This window comes from Micromonospora sp. NPDC005324, assembly GCF_040607155.1.
GTDB lineage: Bacteria > Actinomycetota > Actinomycetes > Mycobacteriales > Micromonosporaceae > Micromonospora > Micromonospora trifolii.
Genome location: NZ_JBEXGE010000007.1, coordinates 49,083 through 74,259, shown reverse-complemented (window position 1 = coordinate 74,259; position 25,177 = coordinate 49,083). Strand labels below are relative to the sequence as shown.

At 73.6% G+C, this 25,177-nt stretch carries 21 protein-coding genes; 15 read left to right on the top strand and 6 right to left on the bottom strand.

The window, feature by feature from the left end; all coding sequences use genetic code 11:
• Position 1: 1 nt before the first annotated feature.
• From ABZS40_RS09650 to ABZS40_RS09620, 7 genes are all read left to right on the top strand, one after another.
• Entirely contained in the window at positions 2-400 is a 399-nt protein-coding gene (locus ABZS40_RS09650; protein ID WP_354942898.1) for a 6-carboxytetrahydropterin synthase, read from the top strand.
• The gene (locus tag ABZS40_RS09645) at positions 397-1,443 is read left to right on the top strand and encodes a glycosyltransferase family 4 protein (RefSeq protein ID WP_354942897.1); all 1,047 of its coding nucleotides are present in this window, start codon (positions 397-399) and stop codon (positions 1,441-1,443) included. Before ABZS40_RS09650 ends, ABZS40_RS09645 begins: the two co-directional genes overlap by 4 nt.
• Positions 1,440-2,258, top strand: a complete 819-nt coding sequence (locus ABZS40_RS09640) for a class I SAM-dependent methyltransferase (protein WP_354942896.1) — start codon at positions 1,440-1,442, stop codon at positions 2,256-2,258. The genes ABZS40_RS09645 and ABZS40_RS09640 overlap by 4 nt, the downstream gene beginning before the upstream one ends.
• 66 nt (positions 2,259-2,324) lie before the next feature.
• Positions 2,325-3,263, top strand: a complete 939-nt coding sequence (locus ABZS40_RS09635) for a lysylphosphatidylglycerol synthase transmembrane domain-containing protein (RefSeq protein WP_354942895.1) — start codon at positions 2,325-2,327, stop codon at positions 3,261-3,263.
• 58 nt (positions 3,264-3,321) lie between these two features.
• Entirely contained in the window at positions 3,322-4,014 is a 693-nt protein-coding gene (ribA, locus tag ABZS40_RS09630; RefSeq protein ID WP_354942894.1) for a GTP cyclohydrolase II, read from the top strand.
• Positions 4,011-4,754 (top strand): dihydrofolate reductase family protein, encoded by a 744-nt coding sequence (locus tag ABZS40_RS09625; RefSeq protein ID WP_354942893.1) that lies wholly within the window; start codon positions 4,011-4,013, stop codon positions 4,752-4,754. The genes ribA and ABZS40_RS09625 overlap by 4 nt, the downstream gene beginning before the upstream one ends.
• 197 nt (positions 4,755-4,951) lie before the next feature.
• Entirely contained in the window at positions 4,952-5,671 is a 720-nt protein-coding gene (locus ABZS40_RS09620; protein WP_354942892.1) for a VOC family protein, read from the top strand.
• Between the two features lie 77 nt (positions 5,672-5,748).
• Here the strand turns inward: ABZS40_RS09620 and ABZS40_RS09615 are convergent, their stop codons facing one another.
• The gene (locus tag ABZS40_RS09615) at positions 5,749-7,278 is read right to left on the bottom strand and encodes an FAD-binding protein (protein ID WP_354942891.1); all 1,530 of its coding nucleotides are present in this window, start codon (positions 7,276-7,278) and stop codon (positions 5,749-5,751) included.
• Positions 7,279-7,358: 80 nt separating this feature from the next.
• Here ABZS40_RS09615 and ABZS40_RS09610 point away from each other — a divergent pair, with 80 nt between their 5' ends.
• The 4 genes from ABZS40_RS09610 to ABZS40_RS09595 all read left to right on the top strand — a co-directional run bounded on the left by ABZS40_RS09610 (position 7,359) and on the right by ABZS40_RS09595 (position 12,043).
• Positions 7,359-8,171 carry a TetR/AcrR family transcriptional regulator gene (locus tag ABZS40_RS09610; RefSeq protein ID WP_354942890.1) on the top strand — a complete coding sequence of 271 codons (813 nt, stop codon included), beginning with the start codon at positions 7,359-7,361 and terminating at the stop codon, positions 8,169-8,171.
• Between the two features lies 1 nt (position 8,172).
• Positions 8,173-8,640: a GNAT family N-acetyltransferase gene (locus ABZS40_RS09605; protein ID WP_354942889.1), complete on the top strand. Its 468-nt coding sequence runs from the start codon at positions 8,173-8,175 to the stop codon at positions 8,638-8,640.
• Between the two features lie 102 nt (positions 8,641-8,742).
• Positions 8,743-11,433 (top strand): hsp70 family protein, encoded by a 2,691-nt coding sequence (locus ABZS40_RS09600; RefSeq protein WP_354942888.1) that lies wholly within the window; start codon positions 8,743-8,745, stop codon positions 11,431-11,433.
• A gap of 37 nt (positions 11,434-11,470) precedes the next feature.
• Positions 11,471-12,043 carry a nucleosidase gene (locus ABZS40_RS09595; RefSeq protein ID WP_354942887.1) on the top strand — a complete coding sequence of 191 codons (573 nt, stop codon included), beginning with the start codon at positions 11,471-11,473 and terminating at the stop codon, positions 12,041-12,043.
• 10 nt (positions 12,044-12,053) lie between these two features.
• On the opposite strand, the gene ABZS40_RS09590 is transcribed toward ABZS40_RS09595, so the two are convergent.
• Positions 12,054-13,238: a low temperature requirement protein A gene (locus ABZS40_RS09590; protein ID WP_354942886.1), complete on the bottom strand. Its 1,185-nt coding sequence runs from the start codon at positions 13,236-13,238 to the stop codon at positions 12,054-12,056.
• A 171-nt stretch (positions 13,239-13,409) separates the two neighbouring features.
• Between ABZS40_RS09590 and ABZS40_RS09585 the strand changes: the two genes are divergently transcribed.
• The 4 genes from ABZS40_RS09585 to ABZS40_RS09570 all read left to right on the top strand — a co-directional run bounded on the left by ABZS40_RS09585 (position 13,410) and on the right by ABZS40_RS09570 (position 20,025).
• On the top strand, positions 13,410-14,273 hold the full coding sequence (locus ABZS40_RS09585) for a S1 family peptidase (protein ID WP_354942885.1): 864 nt from the start codon (positions 13,410-13,412) through the stop codon (positions 14,271-14,273).
• Positions 14,274-14,357: 84 nt separating this feature from the next.
• Positions 14,358-15,383 carry a sugar kinase gene (locus ABZS40_RS09580; protein ID WP_354942884.1) on the top strand — a complete coding sequence of 342 codons (1,026 nt, stop codon included), beginning with the start codon at positions 14,358-14,360 and terminating at the stop codon, positions 15,381-15,383.
• A gap of 67 nt (positions 15,384-15,450) precedes the next feature.
• Positions 15,451-16,059: a bifunctional 4-hydroxy-2-oxoglutarate aldolase/2-dehydro-3-deoxy-phosphogluconate aldolase gene (locus ABZS40_RS09575; RefSeq protein ID WP_354942883.1), complete on the top strand. Its 609-nt coding sequence runs from the start codon at positions 15,451-15,453 to the stop codon at positions 16,057-16,059.
• 252 nt (positions 16,060-16,311) lie between these two features.
• A complete protein-coding gene (locus ABZS40_RS09570; protein WP_354942882.1) occupies positions 16,312-20,025 on the top strand; it encodes a S8 family serine peptidase in 3,714 nt (1,237 codons plus the stop codon).
• Between the two features lie 58 nt (positions 20,026-20,083).
• Here the strand turns inward: ABZS40_RS09570 and ABZS40_RS09565 are convergent, their stop codons facing one another.
• The 4 genes from ABZS40_RS09565 to ABZS40_RS09550 are packed head-to-tail and all read right to left on the bottom strand — an operon-like array spanning position 20,084 to position 25,036.
• Entirely contained in the window at positions 20,084-22,132 is a 2,049-nt protein-coding gene (locus ABZS40_RS09565) for a penicillin acylase family protein (protein WP_354942881.1), read from the bottom strand.
• A complete protein-coding gene (locus ABZS40_RS09560; RefSeq protein ID WP_354942880.1) occupies positions 22,129-22,953 on the bottom strand; it encodes an ABC transporter ATP-binding protein in 825 nt (274 codons plus the stop codon). The genes ABZS40_RS09565 and ABZS40_RS09560 overlap by 4 nt, the downstream gene beginning before the upstream one ends.
• Positions 22,954-22,982: 29 nt before the next feature.
• On the bottom strand, positions 22,983-24,011 hold the full coding sequence (locus ABZS40_RS09555) for an iron chelate uptake ABC transporter family permease subunit (protein ID WP_354942879.1): 1,029 nt from the start codon (positions 24,009-24,011) through the stop codon (positions 22,983-22,985).
• Entirely contained in the window at positions 24,008-25,036 is a 1,029-nt protein-coding gene (locus tag ABZS40_RS09550) for an iron chelate uptake ABC transporter family permease subunit (RefSeq protein WP_354943047.1), read from the bottom strand. The genes ABZS40_RS09555 and ABZS40_RS09550 overlap by 4 nt, the downstream gene beginning before the upstream one ends.
• Between the last annotated feature and the right edge of the window lie 141 nt (positions 25,037-25,177).

Below are 25,177 nucleotides of genomic sequence, written 5' to 3'. Positions count from 1 at the left end.
AGTGTTCAGCGTGACCGTTCGGGATCACATGATGATCGCCCACAGTTTCCGAGGCGAGGTGTTCGGGCCCGCCCAACGGCTGCACGGCGCGACGTTCGTGGTGGACGCGACGTTCCGCCGGCCCGACCTGGACGCCGACGGGATCGTGGTGGACATCGGCCTGGCCACCGAGCAGCTGCGCACCGTACTGAGCGAGCTGACCTACCGCAACCTCGACGACGAGGCGGCCTTCGCCGGGGTGAACACCACCACTGAGGTGCTGGCCCGTACGGTCGCGGACCGACTGGTCGAGCGGGTGCACGCCGGTGAGCTGGGCGCGGGCGCGCGCGACCTGGCCGGGATCACTGTCACCCTGCACGAGTCGCACATCGCCTGGGCGAGCTACGAGCGGTCGTTGTGACCGATGCGGGCCGGGCGGTGCACGTCGTCCTGCCCGGTGACATCGACGACCCGGCCACGCCCAGCGGCGGTAACTCCTACGACCGGCGGATCTGCGCGGGGCTGAGCGAGCGCGGTTGGTCGGTGCGCGAGCATCCGGTGCCCGGCACGTGGCCGCACCCCGAGCCGGCCGACCGGGCGACGCTGGGCGCTGTGCTCGCCGCCGCGCCCGACGACGCCGTGCTGCTGATCGACGGCCTGATCGCCTCGGCGGTGCCGGACCTGCTCGCCCCGCACGCCCGTCGGCTGCGCCTGGTGCTCCTGGTGCACCTGCCGCTGGACGACGAGCCGGAGGCCCGCGCGCTGGCCACCGCTCGGGCGGTCGTCACCACCAGTGAGTGGACCCGCAACGCCCTGCTGGCCCGCCACCCGGCCCTCGCCGGCCGGGTCCGGGCCGCGCCGCCCGGGGTGCGGCCCGCGCCGCCGGCAGCCGGCTCGGTGGCCGGCGACCGGTTGCTCTGCGTCGCGGCGGTCACCCACCACAAGGGGTACGACGTGCTGGTCGACGCGTTGGCCACGCTGGTCGGTCAGTCCTGGACGATGGCCTGTGCGGGCACGCTGACCCGGGAACCGGATCTCGTGCACCGGCTGCGCGACCGGTTGACCGGAGCGGGCCTCACCGAGCGGGTGCGGCTGGTCGGCCCGCTGACCGGCGCGGCGTTGGACGACGCGTACGCCGCCGCCGACCTGCTGGTGCTGCCGTCGAGAGGCGAGACGTACGGCATGGTCGTCACCGAGGCGCTGGCCCGCGGTCTGCCGGTGCTGACCACCGAGGTGGGCGGGCTGCCGGAGTCGCTCGGTCAGGCGCCCGGCGGTGAGCGCCCGGGACTGCTGGTCCCACCCGGTGACCCGGCGGCGCTGGCCGCCGCGCTGATCCGCTGGCTGGACGACGACGCGCTACGCGCCCGGCTGCGGCGTGCCGCTCTCGCCCGGCGCGAGACCCTGACCGACTGGCCGGAAACCACCGCGCTGCTGGCCGGCGTGCTGAAGGAGGTGGCGGAATGACCGCCGAGGAGACCCTGCCGTTCGCCGACTGGCTGCGGTTGCGTGAGCCGGCCGACGCGGCGGCACGCGCCGAGGACCTGCTGGATGCCGTCCGGGCCCGTTTGACCGGGGACGCCCCGACGGTGATCCACGACCTGGGCAGCGGCACCGGGTCGATGAGTCGTTGGCTGGCCGCCCGGCTACCCGGACCGCAGCACTGGGTGCTGCACGACCGGGACGCCGACCTGCTGGCCCGTGCCGCCGAGGGCATGACCGGCGTGACCGCCGCCGACGGCGCCCCGGTGACCGTCCACACCCGCTGCGGTGACCTCACCCGGCTGACCGCCGCCGACCTGGCCGACGGTTCCCTGGTCACCGCGTCCGCGCTGCTGGACATGCTCACGGCTGAGGAGGTCGAACGGGTGGTGGCCGCCTGCGTCGGCCGGCCCGCCCTGTTCGCCATCTCGGTGACCGGGCGGGTCCGGTTCACCCCGACCGACCCGCTCGACGAGGCGGTCGAAGCGGCGTTCAACGACCACCAGCGGCGTACCGTCGAAGGCCGGCGGCTGCTCGGCCCGGATGCCGCCGCCGCCACCGCCGCCGCGTTCACCCGGCACGGCGTCGACGTGCGGGAACGGCCCAGCCCGTGGCGCCTCGGGCCGGAGCGGGCCGACCTGGCCGCCGAGTGGTTCCGGGGGTGGCTAGGGGCGGCCTGCGAGCAGCGCCCCGACCTGGCCGGCCCCGCCCAGGCGTACGCCCGCAGACGGTTGGCCGACGCGGCGGCTGGCCGGCTCACCGTGCTGGTCGAACACACTGACCTCCTCGCCGGTGGATGAACCGTTCACGCCCTGGGTACGTGCACTAGGGCAAGTGGACGATCTTCAAGGGGGAGGCCGGCGCCGATGTTCTGGGCCTGGGCACGAGTGGTCGGCGGGGTGGGTCTGCTCGCCGTCCTGCTGTGGCAGGTGGGCAGCGGCCCGTTCCTCGCCGGAGTACGACTGATCGACGCGCCGGCGTTGGCAGCGGCGCTGGTCATCGGGGTGCTCACCACTGTCTGCGCGGCGTGGCGGTGGAGCCTGGTCGCCGGCGGCCTCGGCGTACGCCTGCCGCTGGCGACCGCTGTGGCGCACTGCTATCGGGCCGTGTTCCTCAACGCGACCCTGCCCGGCGGGGTGCTCGGCGACGTGCACCGGGCGGTACGCCACGGCCGCGACGCCGGTGACGTCAGCCGGGGCATCCGCGCGGTGGTCTGGGAGCGCGCCGCCGGACAGGTGGTCCTGATCGGGGTCGCGCTGGTGGTGCTCGCCGCCTTCCCGTCCCCGGTCCGGCCCTACCTGCCGGTCGCCGCCGCTCTGCTCGTCGCCGGGGGGCTTGTCGCCGTGCTGCTGGCCCGGCTCCTTCCGAACGGTGGCGGGTCGCGCTGGTCGACGGCACTGCGTACCGCCGTGGCGGACGTACGGTCGGGGCTGCTGGCGCGGCGCACCTGGTTCGGGGTGCTGGTCGCCTCGGCAGTGATGGTCGCCGGTCACCTGGCCACCTTCCTGGTGGCGGCGCGTACCGCCGGATCGGACGCCCCGCTGTCCCGACTGCTGCCGCTGACGTTGCTCGCCCTGCTCGCCATGGGCCTACCGTTGAACGTGGCCGGGTTCGGGCCGCGCGAGGGGGTGGCGGCGTGGGTGTTCGGCGCGGCCGGCCTCAGCGCGGCCGAGGGCGTCGCCACCGCCACCGTCTACGGTGCACTGATCCTGGTGGCCAGCCTGCCCGGGGCCGCCGTGCTGCTGGCCCGTCGGCGTCGAATTCCGGTCGCCGCCCGGGAAGCCGCCTCCGGCGGCGGATGTTGAGTCGGTTGTGAGACGGTACGCGTCGCCGGACAATGGTGGCGCCGGACAAAGGAGTCCCATGCCCGAAGCATTGCCGGTTGCCACGATCCGCACGCAGGTCACGGTGCCGCTGGCGTTTCCGGACGGCTACACCACGACCGCACGGGTCTTCACCTTCAAGGGCCTGGTGGACGGTCGGGAGCACCTGGCCCTCGGCCTCGGCGACTGGGCAGGCGCCCTGGACCGGCTCGCCGCCGGGGAAACAGCCCCGCTGGTCCGACCGCACAGCGAGTGCCTGACCGGGGACGTGTTCGGCAGCCAACGCTGCGACTGCGGGCCGCAGCTGCGCGAGGCGGTGCAGCGGATCGCCGAGACCGGCGGTTTCCTGCTCTACCTCCGACAGGAGGGCCGGGGCATCGGCCTGTACGCCAAGCTCGACGCGTACGCGTTGCAGGACGCCGGGTTGGACACCTACCAGGCCAACGTCGCGCTGGGCCGGGGCGAGGACGAGCGGGACTACACCGCCGCCGCGCAGATGCTGGCCACGTTGGGCGTGCCGCGGGTCCGACTGCTGAGCAGCAACCCGGACAAGGCCGAGCAGTTGACCCGGCTGGGTGTGGACGTGGCCGAACGGGTGCTCACCAGCGTCTTCCTCTCACCGGCCAACGCCGACTACCTGGCGGCGAAGGCGGCCAAGGCGGCAGAGGTCGAGGCAGCCGATGCGGCGGACGCGCACGCTGGTCGACCGTCTGAGCGGCCCGTCTCCCGATGAGTCGGCGGCCGGAGCCGACGCGCCCGTACGTGCTGCTGAGTTGTGCCGCCTCGATCGACGGGTACATCGACGACGCCTCGGAGCAGCGGTTGCTGCTGTCCAACGAGGAGGATCTGGACCGCGTCGACGCGGTCCGGGCCAGCTGCGATGCGATCCTGGTCGGCGCCGGCACCGTCCGACGGGACGACCCTCGACTGCTGGTGCGTTCCCCGAGTCGCCGGGCCGAGCGGGTCGCGGCCGGTCGGCCCGCTTCGCCCACCAAGGTCACCCTGACCGCTCAGGGTGACCTCGACCCGACCGCCCGCTTCTTCACCGCCGGTGATTCAGCGCGGCTCGTCTACTGCGCCACGGGAGCGCTGGAGAAGACCGAGGAGCGGGTCGGCCGTCTGGCCACCGTGATCGACGCGGGTGAGCCGGTCGACCCGGGGTGGCTGTTGACCGACCTGGCCGCCCGGGGCGTGGAGCGGTTGATGGTGGAGGGCGGCGGAACGGTGCACGCCCAGTTCCTCGCGGCCGGTCTCGCCGACGAACTGCACCTGGTGGTTGCCCCGTTCTTCGTCGGTGACGGCCGGGCCCCCCGATTCGTCGGGGAGGGTCGCTTCCCCTGGCACCCGGGTCGCCGCGCCCGCCTGGCCGAGGCCCGCCAGATCGGCGACGTGGTCCTGCTCCGCTACGCCCTCTCCGACCGCTGCCCCGTCGACCCACCCGCCCTATTGGTTGATCATGAGGTTGGCGGATGATTTTCCGATGTCCGTAGCGCCCCTGGCCCTCCTGCGCTGGCAGTTCGACCGTTGAGGGTGCGGTGGTGGAGCGCGGGCGTGCCGCTCGGACCGGCCCTGCACGCCGACTGCGGTCGCATCGGCCGATCGGATGGGACCAGGCGATGATCGGCTATTTCCATGTGCGAAGGACGGTCCGCGACGCCTAGGAAAGAGCCATGACCAACGAGGTAACCGTCCCCCTGCTGCCCTGCGCGTCGATCGACGACATCGTCACCTTCTACGAGGTCCTCGGTTTCAGAACCACGTACAAGCAGCGCAAACCCAACCCCTGCGCGGGACTGCAACGTGAAGACCTGCACCTGCAGTTCTTCCAGATTGTCGGGTTCGACCCAGAGCAGTCCTACGGCTCCTGTCTCGTGCTCACCTCGGACATCGCGGAACTGCACAGGGCTTTCGCCGCCGGCATGCGGGCCGCATACGGCAAAGTCCTGGTGTCCGGAATACCGCGGATGACCCGACCCAGGGCTCGAAAGAACGCCGACGGGGTGGGCGGGTTCAGCGTCATCGACCCGGGCGGCAACTGGATCCGCGTCTTTCAGAACGCCGCCACGATGCCCACGCCAGCATCCGCACCCGCCGGACGACTCGCCAAAGCGCTGGCGAACGCCGTCGTGCTGGCCGACTCCAAGGGTGACGTCGGCCAGGCAGTCCGCATCCTCGACAGCGCGTTGGCTCGCCCGCAGGCCGACGATGACCCCGTCACACACGTAGAGGTTCTGGTGTACCGAGCAGAACTGGCGATGGCGCTCCATGACCGGGAGACCGCATCGGAGATGCTGGCCCGGGTCGAGCACATCGCGCTGAGCGCAGACGAGAGCGGGAGGGCGGCACCGACCTTCGAGATCGCTTCCGACCTCACAGCGGCGCTGCGATGAGTTCGGGGTGCAGTGAAGGTCGAGGCGATCCTCCTCATCGGCTGGGAGCGCGTCCCTGAAGAAGGTGCGGGGTGCGGTCAGTGGCCGGGTGGTCGTACCGCCAGGTCGTGGTGGAAGACGTCACGGGGGTCCCAACGGGCCTTGACCTGTTGCAGCCGCCGGTAGCCGGACCCGAAGTAGACCTCCGGCCACGGTCGGGTCGCGGTGGTGAGGTCGACGTCGGGATAGTTGACGTAGGCGCCGTCCGGGGGCACACCGCCGGTGTCGGCGTACATGTCCCGGTAGAACTCGCGGATCCAGGCCAACTGCCGGGGGTCCGCGGCCGGGTCCGTCCAGCCGGCGAGATAGAACAGCAGCATGGACGCGTTCCGCTGGACGGTGGCGGTGGCGGTCGATGCCACGGCGTTGATCGCCCCGCCGTAGGTGTTGAGGCTCAGCGAGCCGGCCGGCAGGTCACTGTCGCGGGTGAGGTGGCGGTAGGCCGCGTGCAACTGCCGCTCGGTCAGGGGCGCGCGGTGGAAGGCGGACTTGACCTTCAACCGCCAGCCCTTGCCGTCGTCGCTGTGGCCGCCGAGGGTCGCGGTCAGCCACGGCAGCGTCTGCGCCGACACGGTCGGCGTGACACCGACGCCGTCGCCGAGCGCCCGGACGAGTTCGTCGAGCAGGTGTCGGCTGCCGTGCGGGACCTGACCGGCGAGGGTGTGACCGCCGGCCTGCGGGCGGGACAGGACCAACTCGCCGTACAGGTGTCGGCCCCGGGAGTCGGGCGCGCTGTTGTGGGCGCACCAGCGGCCGAAGTTGCCGGCGAGTCGGTGAAAGCCCGGCTCGTCCAGGCCGGCCCACGGCCAGGTGACGGTGAAGTCCCGCACCCGCGCGGGTGGGGAGGGGAGCGAGCGGAACCAGTAGCGGGTGACGACGCCGAAGGTTCCTCCGCCGCCACCGGTGTGCGCCCACCACAGGTCGCGGTGCGGGTCCGTCGGCTCGCGGGTGGCGACCACCGCACGGACGGTGCCGCCGCTGTCGACCACGACCACCTCCACCGCGTACAGGTGGTCCACCACGAGTCCGTGCAGGCGGGAGAGGCGACCGTAACCGCCACCGGTGATGTGACCGCCGACGCCGACTCCCGGGCACGAGCCACCGGGAAGGGTCACCCCCCAGCCCAGAAAGAGCCTGCGGTACGCCTCGCCGAGCGTGGCGCCCGCCTCGACCGCGAAACCGAACCGTCGGGGGTCGTGGTAGACGTCGGTCAGTCCGGACAGGTCGATCACCATGCGGACCGCTGGGTCGTCCACGAACCCCTCGAAGCAGTGCCCGCCGCCGCGTACCGCCACCCGTCGGCCGGTGCGCACGGCATCCTGCACGGCCGCGACGACCTGCTCGGTCGAGCCGACCACGCGCACCTCGTCCGGCGTGCCCACGAACCGTCGGTTGCCGCGGCGGACCAGGTCCGCGTACCGGCGGTCGTCCGGCCGTACCCGGACCGGGCCGAGTGGGGGCACGCCGTCCGCCGGTGGCGCGGCGGCGGAGACCGGGAACGGACAGAGGACGGCGGCGGACGCGACTGCGCCGACGCGGAGCAGATCTCTGCGGCTGGGCGGATTCATGCCTCCGATCCTGTCGCCGCCGGGCGGACGACGTGCAGTAGTTTCGTCACACGGAGTGCCGTGACGAAACTGGAGGCTGCGTGCTCAGTGTCCGGTGTGTCGAGTGCGAGGCGGACCTGCCCGTCGGCGTCGGCCGGGGTCGCCCGCGCCGCTACTGCTCCCGGCGCTGCCAGGCCCGCGCGTACCGCAGGCGTCGTGAGCACGGCCCCACCGGCGCCCCGCGTCGGGTGCCGGACCTGCCCGCGCCGACCGGCGGCGATCCCCGCCACCGGTTGGTCGCCCTCGCGGTCGAGCTGGCGGACGCCGGCGGCCTGGACGCCGTCTCCATGCGGGTCCTCGCCCAACGCGCCGGCCTGCCCGCCCACGCCGTGTACCGGCACGTTCGCAACCGGGCCGACCTCCTCGCCGCGATGGCCGAGCAGATCACCGCCGCCCGCCCGCCCGGCGCCGCGCCGCCACCGCCTGATCCGCGCCAACGGCTCGAACGGCTGGCCGAGGACGAGTGGGCGATGTACCGCCGCCACCCCTGGCTGCTGGCCGTCCTCGCCACCGACCGGCCGCCGACCGGGCCGGCGGTACTCGCCATGGTCGACCGGGTGGTGGCGGCGTTCAGCGGCGCCGGATACGACCCGGCCGAGGCGTTCCGCGCCTACCTGGCGCTCAGCGGCTACATCCAGGGCATGGCCCTGCTCATCCGGCGTGACCCCGTCGACACCACCGACCACGCCTGGTGGTCGGCGACCCTCACCCGGCTGGAGCGGACCGGTCGTACCCGGGACCGACAGTGGCTGGCCGCGGCCGGGCAGACCAGACCCGACACCGACCTGGACACCTGGTTCCAGTTCGGCCTGCGCGGGCTGCTCGACGGCCTGTTGCACAGACCCGCTCGGTAGGGTGGCCGGCGTGCCGCAACTGGTGAAGGTAACCAAAGACAATGTGGAGTCCGCGTGCCGGGTGAGCGTGCGGCCCGACCAGGAGAAGTTCTCGTCCCCGGTCGCCTGGTCCCTCGCCGAGGCCTACGCGCAGCCCGAGATCGCGTGGCCGCGTCTGATCGTCGAGGATGACGAGATCGTCGGCTTCCTGATGGGCTTCTTCGACGTCGTGTGGGAGCCGGCCCATCCGGCCGACAGGCGCTCGGGGCTGTGGCGGCTGAACATCGCCGCCGAGCACCAGGGCCGGGGGTACGGCCGCTTCGCGGTGCAGGCCGTCCGCGACGAGGCCCGCCGACGTGGCCACGACCGCGTCTACACGACGTGGAATCCGGGGCCGGACGGCCCGGAGCGGTTCTACCTGAAATTCGGGTTCCAGCTGACCGGGGAGACCAGCGAGGACGAGGTGGTGGGCGTCCACTCCACCCACTGACCGGATGCCACCGACCACCCCGGACCGAGTGATCAGCGGTGCGGCGGGGCCTGCGTACGATGCGGGGTCGAGTTCCCCTCGTCGCGGCGGAGGTATCGGGCAATGGCAGGCCAGCACGAGGGTTTCGCTCTCGGCATCGACCTCGGCACGTCCAACACCGTCGCGGTGCTGCGCTGGCCGGACGGGCGGACCCGTCCGCTGCTGATGGACGGTCAACCGCTCAGTCCGTCCGCCGTCTACGCCGACCCGGACGGCACCCTGCACACCGGCTGGGACGCCCGCCGGTTGGCGCAGGCCGACCCGGCCCGGTTCGAGGCGAACCCGAAGCGTCGGGTGGACGAGCTGACAGTGCAGCTCGGCGACCGGGCGTACCCGCCGGCCGAGCTGCTCGCCGCGGTGCTGGCGGCGGTCGCCCGGGCCGCTGTGGGCGCTGTGGGTTTCCTGCCGCCGGCCGTGGTGACCTGCCCGGCCGCGTGGGACGCGACGCGGCGGCAGGTCCTTTTCGACGCGCTGCTGCGGGCGGGCTGGCCGCAGGCGGCCGAGCACACCCTCGCCGGGCCGACGCCGCCGGGCACCCGTCTGCTGCGGGAGCCGGTAGCCGCCGCCCGCTACTACACCCAGGTGCTGCACCGTCCGGTGCCGGTCGGTGGGGCGATCGCGGTGTTCGACTTCGGCGGCGGAACGCTCGACGTCGCGGTGCTGCGCAACGAGGGCGCGGACCCCTGGGGTGACTCCGGGTTCAGCGTGGTTGCCGACGGTGGCCTGCCCGACCTGGGCGGTCTGGACCTGGACGCCGCGCTGGTGCGGCGGGTCGGCGAGCTGGTCGGTGAGCGGCACGCCGCGCAGTGGGCCCGGCTGACCCGACCGGCGGATCCGGCGCAGCGCCGCGACCAGGTCCGGCTCACAGACGAGGTACGAGGTGCGAAGGAGACCCTGTCCCGGTCGGCTGTCGCCCCGGTAGCGGTGCCGGGAGTGGCCGAGACGGTCCAGCTGACCCGGGCGGACGTCGAGCGGGTGGCCACGCCGCTGCTGCGTCGGGCGGTGCAGCGGGCCCGGGAGGTCATCGCCGCCGCCGGTCTGCGCCCCGATCAGCTCGACGGGTTGTTCCTCGTGGGCGGGTCGTCACGGATCCCGCTGGTGGCCCGCATGCTCCACGCCGAGCTGGGGATCGCGCCGACGGTGCTGGACCAGCCCGAGTTGCCGGTGGCCGAGGGCGCCCTGACCGACCTGCCGCTGCGCAAGCCGCTACCCGCCCCGGCGTACGCGGGACCGCCGCTCGCGCCACCCGCGCCGGCGCCGGCGAGCCCACCCGCCCCGGCCGGAGCCCCCGCGCCGGTCGTACCGTCGCAGCCCTGGCCGGGATCCACCCCGCCGGCGGGCCCACCCCCCGGGCCGGGCCTGGTCGGCGCCACCCCGACCCCGTCGGGCGGCGCGACCCGCTGGCGGCGGGCGCGCTGGGTGGTGCTCGGCGCGGTGCTGGCCCTGGCCGGGGTGGCCGCCGCGGCGACGCTCTACCTGACCCGCGACCGCTACCCGGATCTGGAGTTCGCCTCGCTGCGCGAGCTGTCCCGGCTGTCGGCCGGCGCCGAACGGCTGGTCGACATGTGGACCGCGGTGCTCGACGATCGGGCCTACCTGGCGTTTGCGCTGCCGGACGACCGGCTGGAGGTGGTGGCCGTCGACGCGGGAGACGGCCACCAGCTGTGGCGGAAGCAGACCGACGTGCGGGCTGACGACTGGGAGGCGATCATCGCCGTCCCCGGGGCGGTCGCGGTAGTGGCCGACGCGCCGGGCGACAGCACCCCCCGACCGCTGGCCGTCCTCGACGGTAGTACCGGCGAGCAGCGCTGGCAGCGCGTTCTGCGTGGTGACGACGACGTCTACTTCGCCGACGACACGGCGGTGCTGGTGGACCGGGCAGCGGACGAACTGGTCGGCCTCCGCCTGACCAACGGCTCGGCGAAGTGGACCCGGCCCAACCCCCGCGGCCAGTACGCCGGTGGCCGTACCGTGGTCCGGCCGGTCGGCACCGACGCGGCGGCGGGCGGGCCGGCCTTCCTCGACGGCACGCCCCGCAACCCGTGGACGAGCAAGGGGCGGCGACTCGTCCAGGTGGGTGCGGACCGGTCGGTGCGGCTGCTCGACATGGCATCCGGCGCGGTGCTGCGCCAGTGGGGCAGCGTCGCCGACCTCGACGACCTGGTGGTCGCCCATGAGGACCGGCTGTATGTGGCCGCCAACGAGGGTGGTTACCAGCTGCTCGCGTACGACCTGGGTTCCGACGCCGAGCCGGTGGTGCTGCACCGCTCCGGCAACGACGGGTACCGCCCGAAGGAACTCATGGCCTGCGGTGAGCGGCGGGCCTGCCTGTTGCAGGTGCCGGACAATGACGCCGCGCGCACCGAGGTGGTGGCGGCCACCGAGGGTGAGCGCACGATCAGCTGGTCGGCGCCGGGCGTGACCGGTCTGGTTCCGTTGGGTGAGCAGGTGCTCGCCCAGCGGGAGTTGCCGGAGCCGACAGTCACCGTCTTCGACGCCGCCGGCAAGCCGGTGCTGCGGGACCGGGGCGGGGTGGCGGTCCGCCTGGACGCGGGCAACCTGCTGGTCTTCGCCAAGGCGCCCAGCGGGGTCGCGGACAACCGGGTGCTGGCCGGGGTGTGGGCCGAGTCCGGGGAGGTCGACGAGTTGGGCGAGCTGAAGGACGTGCGCAGCTCGTCCTGCTCGTGGAACACCCGCGTGATCGCCTGCGGCGCGGAGAAGGATTTCGTGCTGTACCGCTTCACCGACGACTGACGTCAACGGCCCACCGGTCGGCTCGTACGATGCTCCGGTGAATCTTCGAGGTACGGTCCGCGCCGATCGTCCGCTGGTGGTGCTCGCCGTCGGGGAGGAGGCCCGCTACCTGCCGCCCGAGCTGCCGGTCCTGCTCACCGGCATGGGCAAGGTGAACGCCGCCAGCGCGGTGGCCGCGGTGCTGGCCGCCGGGCCGCGCCCCGCCCTGCTGCTCAACCTGGGTACGGCCGGCGCGTTGCGCCCCGGGATGGCCGGCATCCACGAGGTCGCCACGGTGCTCCAGCACGACCTGGACACCGACCTGCTGCGCACGCTCACCGGCGAGACCTACGGAGCGCCGCTGTCGCTGGCCGCCGAGGGCGCGGTGCTCGCCACCGGTGACACCTTCGTGGCCGACGACGCGCAGCGGGACCGGTTGGCGCAGCGCGCGGACCTGGTCGACATGGAGGGGTACGCGGTGGCCTGGGCCGCCGCGCAGGCCGGTGTGCCGTGTCGGCTGGTCAAGCAGGTCAGCGACGAGGCGGGGGAGGGCGCGGCCCGGACCTGGCAGGAGTCGGTGGAGGCGTGCGCCCGGGACCTGGCCGAGTGGGCGGCTCGACACGTCGCCTGAGCGAGCAGTATCAGCCGTCGGCTTGCCGCATCCGCAGGCCCGGTGTGGTCTCCCGGGCCGCTCCGGGAATCAGGATGTGTGCCGCCAGCGCGAGCGCCACGACCGCGGTGACCAGCAGCGGCGGCCAGCGGCCGGCCCACGGCAGCGTCAGCAGCGGCAGAGGGAGGCAGAGCATTCGCCGCCACGGCAACACCATGGACACCAGCAGGGTGAACAGGGCGCGGCCGATCACGAACAGCGCGGGGCCGCCCAGGATCAGTAACAGCCACCCCACCGGCGTTGTGCCGGTCGGCCGGGTGACGACCAGGTCGAACGAGGCCGCCGTGGCGACCACCCCCGCCAGCATCACCAGATGGGTGTACGGAGCCACCCGGGCCGGCCGCCCCGACTTCGGCCCGGCCCCAGCCTCCAGCAACTCGCCGGCCCGGAAGACGTAGACCTGCCAGAGCAGCAGCATGATCGCGAACGCGCAGAACAGCGCGGCGACCCGGAGCCCGGCCAGCGGGCCCCGGCTGACCTGCAGCGTGGGAACCAGGATGATGTCGCCGAGGGCCAGGATGATGAACTGCTGGTACCGCTCGCCCAGATGCGCGGTGGTCCGCTCGTACTGCTCGGAGGGCACCCGACCCAGCCAGGGGGTGGGGTAGCGGGCCGCCGCGGAGAGCAGGTCGATCGTGATGGCGATGGTCCAGAGGGTCCAGTTCACAGTGCCGGACGCCGCGCCGGTGATCCAGAGGACGCCGGACACCACGAACCAGAAGAAGAACCGGGTGGCCCGGACCATGGCCGCCCGATGTCGCTTCCGGTACAACGTCGTGACCAGGATGATGCCGCGGATCACGTGCGTGCCGACGTAGGAGATCGCGAAGACCATCGCGTGCCCTTCGGAGACCATCGGCAACGATGCCGCCATCCCCACCGAACCGACCATGGCGACCATCAGGATGGCCTGGATGGGGCGCTGCTGAGGGTCGTAGAACTCGGTGGTGGTGGAGGTGACCGACCAGGTCCACCAGATCGCGGTCAGCATCAGCAGGACCATCGCGGCGCCGGACGAGTTGTGACGTTGCGCGAGCAGGGTGGAGGTCAGCGCGAGCGAGGCCACGAAGACCACGTCGAAGAGCAACTCCAGCAGCGTGGCCCGGGTCGAACCGTCCGGCCGGCGTACCAGTGCCGCGGTGCCTCCGGTGGTCATGCCCGGCCTCCCGCCGTGTCTTAAGAGGATTATCGGCGGTGCCAGCGCGGCCCGTCCCCGGATCGGCGATTCCCGCCGGTCGGGGAAGAGGGCGGCTTGAGGTTGCCACGGCGTCGGACGCCGGGTGATGCTTTACCGCATCCATCAATCTCGATCTCTTCGGAGGTTCGGATGCGTCGCTCCCCGTTGGCCGCCCTCGTCCTGACCATCCTGCTGCTCGTCGCGCCCGGCGCGGCCCAGGCCGCCGTCCACGACCGGGCCGCCGCGCCCGCCGCCGACCCGGCGGCCCTGCTGACCGGGGTACGAACCCCGGGCGCCGCCTGGGGTCTCGACCCCGCCACCGGCCGGATGACCCTCACCGTCGACGACACCGTGGACTCCAGCGAACTGGCCGCGCTGCGGGCGGTGACCGACCGGGCCGGCGTGGTGCTGCGCCGCGAACCCGGAACGCTGCGCCCCCTGATCGCCGGCGGGCAGGGCATCTACGGCGGCGGTGGCGCGCGCTGCTCGCTCGGCGCGAACGCGCGCAGCGGCAGCACCTACTACGTGATCACCGCCGGGCACTGCACCACGGCCGCCGCCACCTGGTACGCCGACAGCGCCCAGACCACAGTGCTCGGCACCCGCACCGCCACCAGCTACCCCACCAACGACTACGGGCTGATCCGTTACACCGGCCGGATCGCCCACCCGAGCGCTGTTTACACCTACCCCGGCCTGCTGACCATCAACGGCCCCGGCACCGCGTACATCGGTCAGGCGGTGTGCCGCAGTGGCACCACCACAGGCGTGCGCTGCGGCACCGTCACCGGTCTCAACCAGACCGTCAACTACTCCACCGGCGTGATCTACGGCCTGATCCGCACCAACATCTGCGCCGAGCCGGGAGACAGCGGCGGACCGCTCTACGTGGCCTCCACCGGCAGGATCCTCGGCATCCTCTCCGGCGGCACCGGCAACTGCACCGCCGGCGGCACCACCTACTACCAGCCGATCGCGGAGGTGCTGGCCGCGTACGGGCTGACGTTGCCCTGAGCGGCGGGACACCGCTTGCCCGTCCCGCGTGGGACACCTAGGCTCGGCGACGCCCAGCACCCCCGCCGCGAGGACGTGTGCCCGATGCCGACCGCCCCCCGACCTGACCAGGCGAGTGTCCCGGCCGGCCTTCCGTCGATCGAGGTGGCCGCGGTGGGGGAGACGATGGTGGTGCTCTGCCCCGCGCCGGGTGAGCCGCTGGAGCGCGCCGAGCGGGTCGTCGTCTCGGTCGGTGGGGCCGAGTCCAACGTGGCCGGTTACCTGGCCCGCCTGGGACACGTGACGACCTGGGTGAGCCGGGTCGGCGACGACCCCTTCGGTCGGGCCGTCGTCCGGCACGTCGCCGCGGCCGGCGTCCGCGTCGACCAGGTGTGCGTGGACCCGACCGCCCCCACCGGCCTGTACGTCAAGGACCCCGGCCCGGAGGGGACCGCCGTGCACTACTACCGGGCCGGGTCGGCGGCCGCCCGGATGGACCCCGCCACGCTGGCCGACCCGGCGCTGGCCGGTGCCCGGGTGCTGCACCTGTCCGGGATCACCCCGGCGCTCTCCGCGTCCTGCCGGGCGCTGGTCGAGCACGCGGTGACCGACCGGCCGCTGGCGGAGGCGTTGGTCAGTTTCGACGTCAACCACCGGGCCCGGCTGTGGCCCGCCCAGCAGGCCGCGCCGGTGCTGCGCGACCTCGCCAACCGCTGCGACCTCGTCTTCGTCGGGCAGGACGAGGCGGAGACCCTCTGGGGCACCACCGACCCGACGGCCGTACGCGAGTTGTTGCCCGACCCGGAGACGGTGGTGGTCAAGGACGGTGCGGTGGGCGCCACCGCGCTGGCCCGCGACGCCGAACCGGTCTTCGTGCCCGCGCCCCGGGTGGCGGTGGTCGAGCCGGTCGGCGCCGGAGACGCCTTCGCCGCCGGCTACCTGGCCGGGCTGCTCCGCGGCCTCGACCCGGTGCGGCGGTTGCGCCTCGGTCACCTCGTCGCGGCACAGGCGTTGACCAGCAGCGGCGACAACGCCCCGGTCCCACCGTGGGCCTGGTTCGAGAAACTCATCGACGCCCCCGCCGACGCCTGGTCGCCGCTCGACCTGACCGATCCGGGAGCGACGATCTGAGTCGGGCCACCGGGTTGCGACCCGACCAGCAGCAACAGTCCCACCGCGACCTCGGATGGAGTGCACCATGACCACACCGGACTTCGACCACATCTTCGGCGGCGCCCGGGTGATGGCGATCCTGCGCGGCCTGCCGGTCGCCGAGACCGTTCGGCTCGCCGAGCGCGCCTGGGATCTCGGCATCGACGTGGTGGAGGTTCCGGTGGCCACCGCCGACGCGGTGCCGGCGCTGCGGGCCGCCGTCGAGGCGGGGGCCGAGCGCGACCGGATCGTCGGTGCCGGCACCGTGCTCGACGTCGACCAGGTCGTCGCGGCGGCCGACGCGGGCGCCCGGTTCACCGTCGCGCCCGGCCTGGACCTCGCGGTCGCCGACGCCGCCGCCGCGCGTGGCCTGCCGCACCTGCCCGGTGTGGCCACCCCCACCGAGGCCCAGCAGGCACTGCGGCACGGCCTCACCTGGCTCAAGGCGTTCCCCGCGATCTCCCTCGGCCCGGCCTGGTTCAAGGCCGTCGCCGGCCCGCTGCCGCAGTTGCGCTTCGTCGCCACCGGCGGCCTGGACGCGGGCAACGCGGGAGCGTTCCTGCAAGCAGGCGTACGCGTGGTGGCCGTCGGCTCCGCCCTCTCCGACCCCACCCAACTCGACGCCCTAGCCAAGCTGACCCGCCCCACCCTCTAACCCGCCCCACCCCGCCCCACCCCCCGCCCCGCCCTCCCGCCCCTCCCCGCCCCCGTCGATCATGGAGTTGTGGTGGGGTGCGAAAGGCGCATTTGACCTGACGTCGGGCACCACAAGTCCATGATCGACTGAGGGTGGGGTGGGTGGCGGGGTTGCGCCATGGCGTAAGTGCGTCGGGGTGCGGTGCGCGGTTGGGGTGGGCTCTGCGTCGATGCTGTGGTGCGTACCACTTCTCGACACAAAGAGGTCATCGTGGCTCTGTCTCACCGGCGCCGCCGAACCGGGCTGATCGCCCTCGGCGCCGCCCTCACCCTGGCGGCCGGGTTCACCCCACCCGGCGCGGGAGCGGCCGCCGCCCCGCCGAACAACCCCGACCGCCCGGCGGGTCAACCCCCGGCCGCCGCCGGACGTGCGTCCACCGTCACCCTGATCACCGGTGACACGGTCACCGTCACCACCGCGGCGGACGGCAGCACCGTGTCGACAGTGCGCCGGCCGGACGGCAGCACCCCGAGTTTCCACCGCACCGTGCGCGACGGCGACACCTACGTCTACCCGGACGCCGCGCTGTCCCATGTGACAAGCGGTGTGCTGGATCGGCAACTGTTCAACGTCACCGACCTCATCGCCGACGGGTACGACGACGCGCACACCGAGGCGCTTCCGCTGATCGTCACGATGACCGACGCGGCGGCCCGTAACCGCACCCGCCCCGCCGTCGACGGCGCCGAGCTGGTCCGACCGTTGGACAGCGTGCAGGGCGCGGCGCTGACCCGCAAGCGTGCCACCGCCGAGCGGTTCTGGACCGCGCTGACCGCCGGTTCGACCCGGCGTACGGGTGACGCCCCGACCCTGGCCAACGGCATCGCCAAGGTCTGGTTGGACGGCCGGGTGCACGCCGACCTGGCCGAGTCCACCGCACAGATCGGCGCGCCGAAGCTGTGGGCCGAGGGCAACACCGCCGCCGGTGTCGACGTCGCTGTGCTCGACTCGGGGGCGGACGCCGAACACCCCGACCTCGTCGGCCAGATCGCCGAGTCCAGCAGCTTCGTGCCCGAAGAGCCCGACATCCTCGACTACAAGGGCCACGGCACGCACGTCGCCTCGACGATCGCCGGCACCGGCGCCGCGTCCGGTGGCGCCGAGCGGGGCGTCGCACCGGGCGCCCGGCTGCACATCGGCAAGGTCCTCAACAGCGAGGGCAGTGGACAGAACTCGTGGATCATCGCCGGCATGGAGTGGGCGGCCCGGGAGCAGAAGGCCCGGGTGGTCAGCATGAGCCTGGGCGGTGAGGCCACCGACGGCAGCGACCCGATGAGTCAGGCGGTCGAGCGACTCAGCGCCGAGACCGGCGCCCTCTTCGTGATCGCCGCCGGCAACAGCGGCCCGGCCACCATCGGCAGCCCGGGTGCCGCCGACTCCGCGCTCACAGTGGGCGCCGTCGACAACACCGACCACCTCGCCGACTTCTCCAGCCAGGGCCCACGCGCCGGCGACGGCGGGCTCAAGCCCGAGATCACCGCCCCCGGCGTGGACATCCTGGCGGCCCGCTCGCACCTGGTGCGGGGCGGCTCCGGCGACTACACGCTGATGAGTGGCACGTCGATGGCCACCCCGCACGTGGCCGGCACGGCCGCGCTGGTCGCCGCCGCGCACCCGGAATGGACCGGTCAGCGGATCAAGGAAGCGCTGGTCAGCACGGTCAAGGCCACCCCCGGGTACACCCCGTACCAGGCGGGTGCCGGTCGGGTCGACGCGGTCGCCGCCGCGCACGCCACAGTCTTCGCCACCCCGAGCGCCTACTCCGGCTTCCAGGCGTGGCCGCAGCAGCCGGGCATGTCCGTCGACCGTACTGTCACCTACACCAACGTCGGCAGCGCGCCGGTCGCCCTGAAGCTGGCCCTCGACGCGGCCACCACGCCGGCCGGCCTGTTCGCGCTCTCCGCCGACCGGGTCACAGTGCCCGCGGGCGGCACCGCCACCGTCACGGTGACCGCAGCGTACGACAAGCTGCCGGTGGAGAAGCAGGTCAGCGGCATGATCGTCGCCACCGATGACGCCGGTGGGGTACGCGGTCGCACCCTGATCGGCGCCGGCAAGGAGGGCCAGCGGCAGAACCTGACGCTGGTCGCCAAGGACCGGGACGGCAAGCCGCTCGTCGGCAAGGTCATCCTCACCACCGACACCCTGTTCACCGCCGTGGACCTGCCCGAGAGCGGCACCGCCACGCTGCGGCTGCCGGTGGCGAGCTGGAACGGTTGGATCTCCGCGGACGTGCGCGGCGCGCACGGGCCGCACTCCAGGGGCATGGCGATGCTCAGCTTCACCGACGTGTTCCTGGACCGGGACCGCACCGTCACCCTGGACGCGCGCGCCGCCCGACAGGTGCAGGCCCGGGTGCCGCAGGAGGCCACCGCCAGCGCGCTGCGGATGGACATCCACCGGTCCACCAGGAACGGTCTCACCGAGAGTCAGGTGCTGCCCGACGACTCGTACGACAGCATGTGGGCGTTGCCGACGAGCCGTCCGGTGACCGACGGCGAGTTCGAGTTCGGCGCCCGGTGGCGGCTGGAGCAGCCGGCCCTGACCGTCTCGGCGGGCGGTCGCTCGTACGACGATCTGTTGGTGAAGCGGGCGACCCCGGCGCTGCCGGCCGGCCGTCGTCAGCTGGACGCGGTCTACGTCGCGGACGCGTCGGCGGCGGGGCTGGCCAAGCGTCCGGTCCGGGACCGGGCCGTGGTGGTGCGCCGCAGTGACAGTGTGGACATCGCCACCCAGGCGCAGGCCGCCGCGGCGGCCGGAGCGAAGCTGCTGCTCGTGGTCAACGACGGCGTCGGTCGACTCCAGCCCTGGGACGAGGCGGCGTGGAGCCCGGAGAGCCCGGCCCCGGTGACAGTGGCCACGCTCGGCGCCGACGAGGGTGGGCAGCTCATCGCCGCACTGGAGCGCGGCGCGGTGCGGCTCAGCGTCGAGTCGCACCCGGAGACCAGCTACCTGTACGACGTGGCGCACCACTGGAGCGGCACTGTGCCGGCCGACCCCACCTACCGGCCCACCAAGCGGCAGCTGGCCCGGGTCGACGTGGAGTTCCGCAACTACCGGCAGGGCAAGGCGCTGGAGTTCCGCACCGACGTCTGGCGCGGCTGGGCGTCGAGCAACCAGGAGCCGGCCCCGGCGCAGGGCCGGCGCACCGACTGGGTGAGCGCCGACCAGCGGTGGATCGACGACGCGTTCATCGTCGGCGAGACCGGTCAGCACCTGATGGCGGTGACCACGTACCCGGCCGGTAAGCCGAGCGCCGTCACCTGGTTCGGGCCGATCCAGCGACCCCGGATGGGCGGCAACTACGTGCCGGTCCGGTACCTGGACACCGTCTACCTGCCCGCGCCCGGGTGGGGCGACGGGGGCGGCCACATCGGTGAGGCGTACGCGAACTACGACATGGTCAACCGGACCACCCTCTACCAGGGTGACAAGGAGCTGAACTGGGGTAACGCCGAGTACCTCCAGGTCTCCGGGCTGGCGTCCCAGCGACTGCCGTACCGGCTGGTGGTGGAGAACGACAGGGCCGCGTGGACCAACCCGTACTCCCGGCAGACCCGCACCGAGTGGGGCTTCCACTCGGCGGTCACGGGGGAGGAGTCGGCCGAGGTGCTGCCGATGATCCAGCTGGACTACCAGGTGGCCATCGACTCCGCCGGCAGGGCGTCGCGGCGGGCACCGCTGACAGTTGTCGCCTCCCACCTGCCCGACGTCACCGGCACGATCGGCGCGGTGACCGTCGAGGTGTCCTACGACGATGGGGCGACCTGGCAGAAGCAGCGGCTGAACCGGCACGGCGACGGCTGGCGTACCTCGTTGGCCGCACCGGCGAAGGCCGGCTTCGTGAGCCTGCGCACCACGGCGCGGGACACCGCCGGCAACACCGTGAGTCAGAGCATCAGCCGGGCGTTCGGCCTGCGCTGACTGTGCGGCCGGCCGCCGTCCGGGGTGCCTCGCGCAGCCCGGACGGCGGCCGGTGCCGTCAGTGGAGTTCCTCGGCGAGCTGGTCCCAGTCCGTGATGACCGGCAGCAGGTCCCCGGCCAGCCAGGCGGGGCTCTGGTCGTCGTGGTGCGGGTCGCCGGGCACCCCGCAGGCGCCCAGCGGGACCACCCAACGGCTGTCCGCGCGGTCGGCCAGGTCCCAGACGAAACGCGCCGCCGGCCCCCGGAAGCACCAGTGGGTGACCCCGGGCACGCTGGAGGTGGCCAACACGCAGTCGTGGTCACCGTCGAGCCGGGGGCCGGGCCCGGTGTCCGGGCCGGGCAGGGCCCGCCACGGCGCCAGCCGGTGCAGGTCCCCCCAGGACACCTGCCCGGCCGCCGCGTCGGCGACCTCCTCGGCCGCCGCGCGTACCAGCGCGGTGATGTCCACACCGGGCAGGCCGGTCGCGCCGAGCAGGTGCTCCAGCGCATGACCGACGCGCGGCGTCAGCGCCAGCCAGGGCGCGAACACCTCGGGGTACGCGGGCAGCTCGGCCAGTGCGGCCAGCGTCGGGTGGGCGGCGATCCGGCGTACGACAGCCGCGCGCAGGATGGCGTACGCCGCCGCGTCAGTGCTGTCGGCGGCCATCCGGCGATCCCAGCGCAGCAGTCGTTCCCGCAGCGCGGCGGCGGCCGGACCGAGCCCCGTCGACTCGGCGAGGACCGCCAGCAACGGCCCGGCCGCACCCAGGTACGTGTCGGTGTGCACCGAGGCCATCGCGTCGGCCGTCCACGCCGAGCGGGCGTCGAGCAGCTCGGCGATGCGATGTGCCCGGTGCGGTGGGGCGAACTCCACCCCGAGCGGCGCCGCCAGCCCGCGCTCGTTGGCCATCACCGACCGACCGACCACCTCGGCGCGGGGCATCGGCGCGTGCCAGCCCTGCCAGGCGTACGCGGTGTCCCATCCGGGGACCACCCGTCGGCCGTTCTCCGGGTGCCGCACCGGCACCGCCCCGGCGACCCGGTACAACAGCCCTCCGGCGGTGTCCGCCGCCTGCACCACGTTGACCGGCTCCACCCAGTGCCGCAGCGCGTGGTCCACGTCGGAGACGGTGCGGGCCCGCAGCAGCTCCGGCAGCGTCGCGAAACCGAGGTCACCCCGGACCCGGGGCGGGTAGCGCAGGCTGACGGCGGTCTCGTCGTCCGGCCCACCGGCGATCACCGGACCACTGTCGGTCTCCACCACCTCGACCTCGACCGGGTCGGCCCCGGCCACCTCGATCGTCTCGACGTGGCGGTGCACCGGTCGCCAGCCGTCCGGGCCGAGCGCCTGCACCCGTGGGCCGTCGCGGCGCAGCCGCTCCGCGTACACGTCCTGGTAGTCGGCCATCGCGTTGGTGATCGCCCAGGCCACCGGACCGGTGTGCCCGAAGTGCGCGATACCCGGCACACCCGGCACCGCCAGCCCGACCACGTCGTACTCCGGGCAGGCCAGCCGGATCTGCTGGTAGACGCCGGGATCCTCGATGAACCGGTGCGGATCGCCGGCGAGCAGCGCGGCCCCGGTGCCGGTGCGCTCGGCGGCGAGCAGCCACCCGTTGCTGCCGGCCACGGCCGGCCCGTCGGTGGCGAACAGGTCGATGGCGTCCGGCCCGAGCCGTTGCGCCACGTGCTCGCGCCAGAGCTTGCCGGGAAACCCGGCGAACAGGATGTGGTGGCCCAGCCAGACCGCGAGCGGTGTCCACGGCTCCCACCGACCCGGGCGCAGCCCGCTGGCGGCGAACTCCGGCGACCGGGCCGCCCCGGCGGCGAGACCGGCGTTGACGCCGTCCACGTAGGCGCCCACCCACTCGGCGGTAGCCCGGTCCAGTGAGGCGTGGCAGCGGCGTGCCGTGTCGTCGAGCCGGACCTGCCGGACGAACCGGTCCCAGCCGAGCGCGTCGGGGCCGAGGAACGCCGCGCTGGTGCCCTGGGCGCGGTGCCGTTCCACCTCGATCTGCCAGGCCCGGTCGTACGCTGTCACCCGGCCCTGCGCCACCGCCAGCGCGATCGGGTCGTCGGCCCGCAGGTGCGGCACCCCCCACGGGTCGCGGAAACGCTCCCCACTCACGCCGGCTCCGGGGCGAGGGTGGTGGCGCGGCGTCGGGCCGCGGGGACGACCAGCGGGGTGCCCGTCTCCGGGTCATCGATCACCCGGCAGGGCAGCCCGAACACCTCCGCCACCAGCTCGGCGGTGACCACCGACGCGGGTTCCCCGGCGGCCACCACGCGTCCGTCGCGCATGGCGATCAGGTGGGTGGCGTAGCGGGCCGCGTGGTTCAGGTCGTGCAACACCGCGACAAGGGTGCGGCCCTGCTCCTCGTGCAGCCGGGCGCAGAGGTCCAGGATCTCGATCTGGTGGGCGATGTCGAGGTAGGTGGTCGGCTCGTCGAGCAGCAGCAGGGGCGTCTGCTGGGCCAGCGCCATGGCGATCCAGACCCGCTGCCGCTGCCCGCCGGACAGCTCGTCCACCGCCCGGTCGGCGAGGTCGTCGACAGCGGTCGCGGCCATCGACTCCTCGACCACCCGCTCGTCCTCGCGGGACCACTGCCGCAGCAGCCCCTGATGGGGATAGCGACCCCGGGCGACCAGCTCGGCGACGCTGATGCCGTCCGGTGCGATCGACGACTGCGGCAGCAGGCCGAGCGTACGGGCCACAGCGCGGGCCGGCCGGTCGTGAATGTCCCGTCCGTCCAGCAGCACCGCACCGGCGCTGGGGCGCAGCATCCGGGACAGTGCGCGCAGCAGCGTCGACTTGCCGCACGCGTTCGGCCCGATGATCACCGTGAAGGACCTGTCGGGCACCGCCACGGTCAGGTTCTCGGCGATGGTGCGCTGGTCGTAGGCGAGGGTCAGCGCGGTGCCGCCGAGCCGGGAATCGCCGGGTCGCATGGGTGCTCCTTCGAGGGCGTCACGGATGTTCACAGCCGGCCCGCCCGGCGTTCCATCGCCAGCAGCCAGACCAGGTAACCGCCGCCGATCACTCCGGTCACCACGCCGACCGGGAGTTGGTGCCCGGCGAACGCGCGTTGCGCCACGAGGTCGGCCCCGACCAGCAGCGCCGCGCCGACGGCCATCGACGGCAGCAGGTTCGGACCCGGGGCCCGGGTCAGTCGTTTCGCCACGTGCGGTGCGACGAGCGCCACGAAGGACACCGGCCCGGCGGCGGCCGCCGCGAACGAGACAAGCAGCACGGCGGCGGCGAGCAGCACCAGGCGCAGCCGGCGTACCGGCACTCCCAGGGCGCTGGCCGCGTCGTCGCCCAACTCCATCATCCGCAGCGCCGGGGCGCAGCCGACGAGCACCAGCGGCGCCAACACGACCAGGACGACGAGCAGCGGCCCGGCGTTGGCCCAGCCGCGCCCGTCCAGGCTGCCGGTGAGCCAGAGGACCGCGCGGGCGGCTTCCATCAGGGGCGCCCGGGTCAGCAGGTAGCCGTTGACGCCGGTCAGGATCGCGGCCACCCCGATGCCGACCAGGATGAGCCGGTAGCCGTGCACTCCGCGCCGCCAGGCGAGCGCGTAGATCACCACACCGGTGCCGAGGCCACCGACGACCGCCGCGCCGGCCAGCGCCAGGCTGCTGCCACCGAGGACGACCACCACCAACGCCCCGGTCGACGCGCCCTGGGTGAAGCCCAGGATGTCCGGGCTGCCCAACGGGTTGCGCACCAACGACTGGAACACCGTGCCGGCGAGAGCCAGCGCCGCACCGACCAACAGGGCGGTGACCAGCCGGGGCAGGCGCAGGTCGAACACGATGAACTGCTCCGCCACACTGCCGCCGCCGGTCAGCGTGCGCAGTACGTCCGCCGGCCCCATCGGGTAGTCACCACTGCCCAGGGCCACCAGGCCGAACCCGGCTGCGAGCACCGCCGCGCCGGCCCCGACGCCCAAGGCGCGAGGCCGGAACCGCAGCGACAACCCCCTTGAAGTACGAATGACACTCATGGCTGCGCCACCGGTCGGCGGGTGACCAGCCACAGGAAGAGCGGGCCGCCCAGCACGGCGGTCACCATCCCGACCTGGAGTTCTCCGGGGCGGCCCAGCACCCGGCCGAGCACGTCGGCGCCGAGCAGCAACGCGGGCGAGAGCACCGCGCAGTACGGCAGCAGCCAGCGCAGGTCCGGGCCGGTCAGGGCGCGGACCAGGTGCGGCACCAGCAGCCCGACGAAGACGATCGGGCCGCACGCGGCGGTCGCCGCGCCGCAGAGCAGGGTGACAGCGACGATCACGGCGGCGCGGATCATCGCCGGTCGGGCGCCGAGGGCTCGCGCCGCGTCATCGCCGAGCGCCAGCGCGTTCAGCGGACGGGCGGCACCGAGCGCGACCAGCAGCCCGATGAGGATGAACGGCAGCACCCGGGTCACTGTCGCGGAGTCCGCGCTGGCCAGTGAACCAACCGTCCAGAAACGCAGCCGCTCCAGCGACGCGGTGTCCAGCAGCATCACCGCGCTCACGTAGGAGTAGAGGGTGGCGTTGAGCGCCGCCCCGGCCAGCGCGAGTCGGGCCGGGGTGGCGCCGCGTCCGCCGCCGACGGCGTAGACGAGCGCGGTCACCGCCGCCGCGCCGAGCAGCGCGAACCAGACGTACCCGCCGACGGCGGTGACGCCCAGGAACGCGGCGGCGGTGGCGACGGCCGCGGACGCGCCGGCGTTGATGCCGAGCAGCCCGGGGTCGGCGAGCGGGTTGCGGGTGAGGGCCTGCATGACCGCGCCCGCCACACCGAGGGCGGTGCCGGCGAGCAACCCGAGCAGGGTCCGGGGCAGGCGCATCCGGTGCACCACGGCGTACTCGGTGGCGTCGCGGTGCAGCAACCCGGACCAGACGTCGGCGAGCGGCATGGCCTTCGCGCCGACCGCGATGCTGAGCACCACGATCACCGCGAGCAGTGCCACGGCAGTGACCAGGCCGGCGGCGCGGGCCGCCCGGCGGCCACGCCGGCTCGGGGGTGCTGCCGTTCCCCTGGCCGGCACGGGCGGTGCCCCTCGGGTGACGGTGGGTGTGGCGTCCAGTGTGGGCTCCGGGGTGATGGCGACACGACGTACCGCTGTTGACAATGACCGAGGTTAGGCTAACCTAACCCCGCTGCCCTGGTCGACCCCGGCCAACCCTTG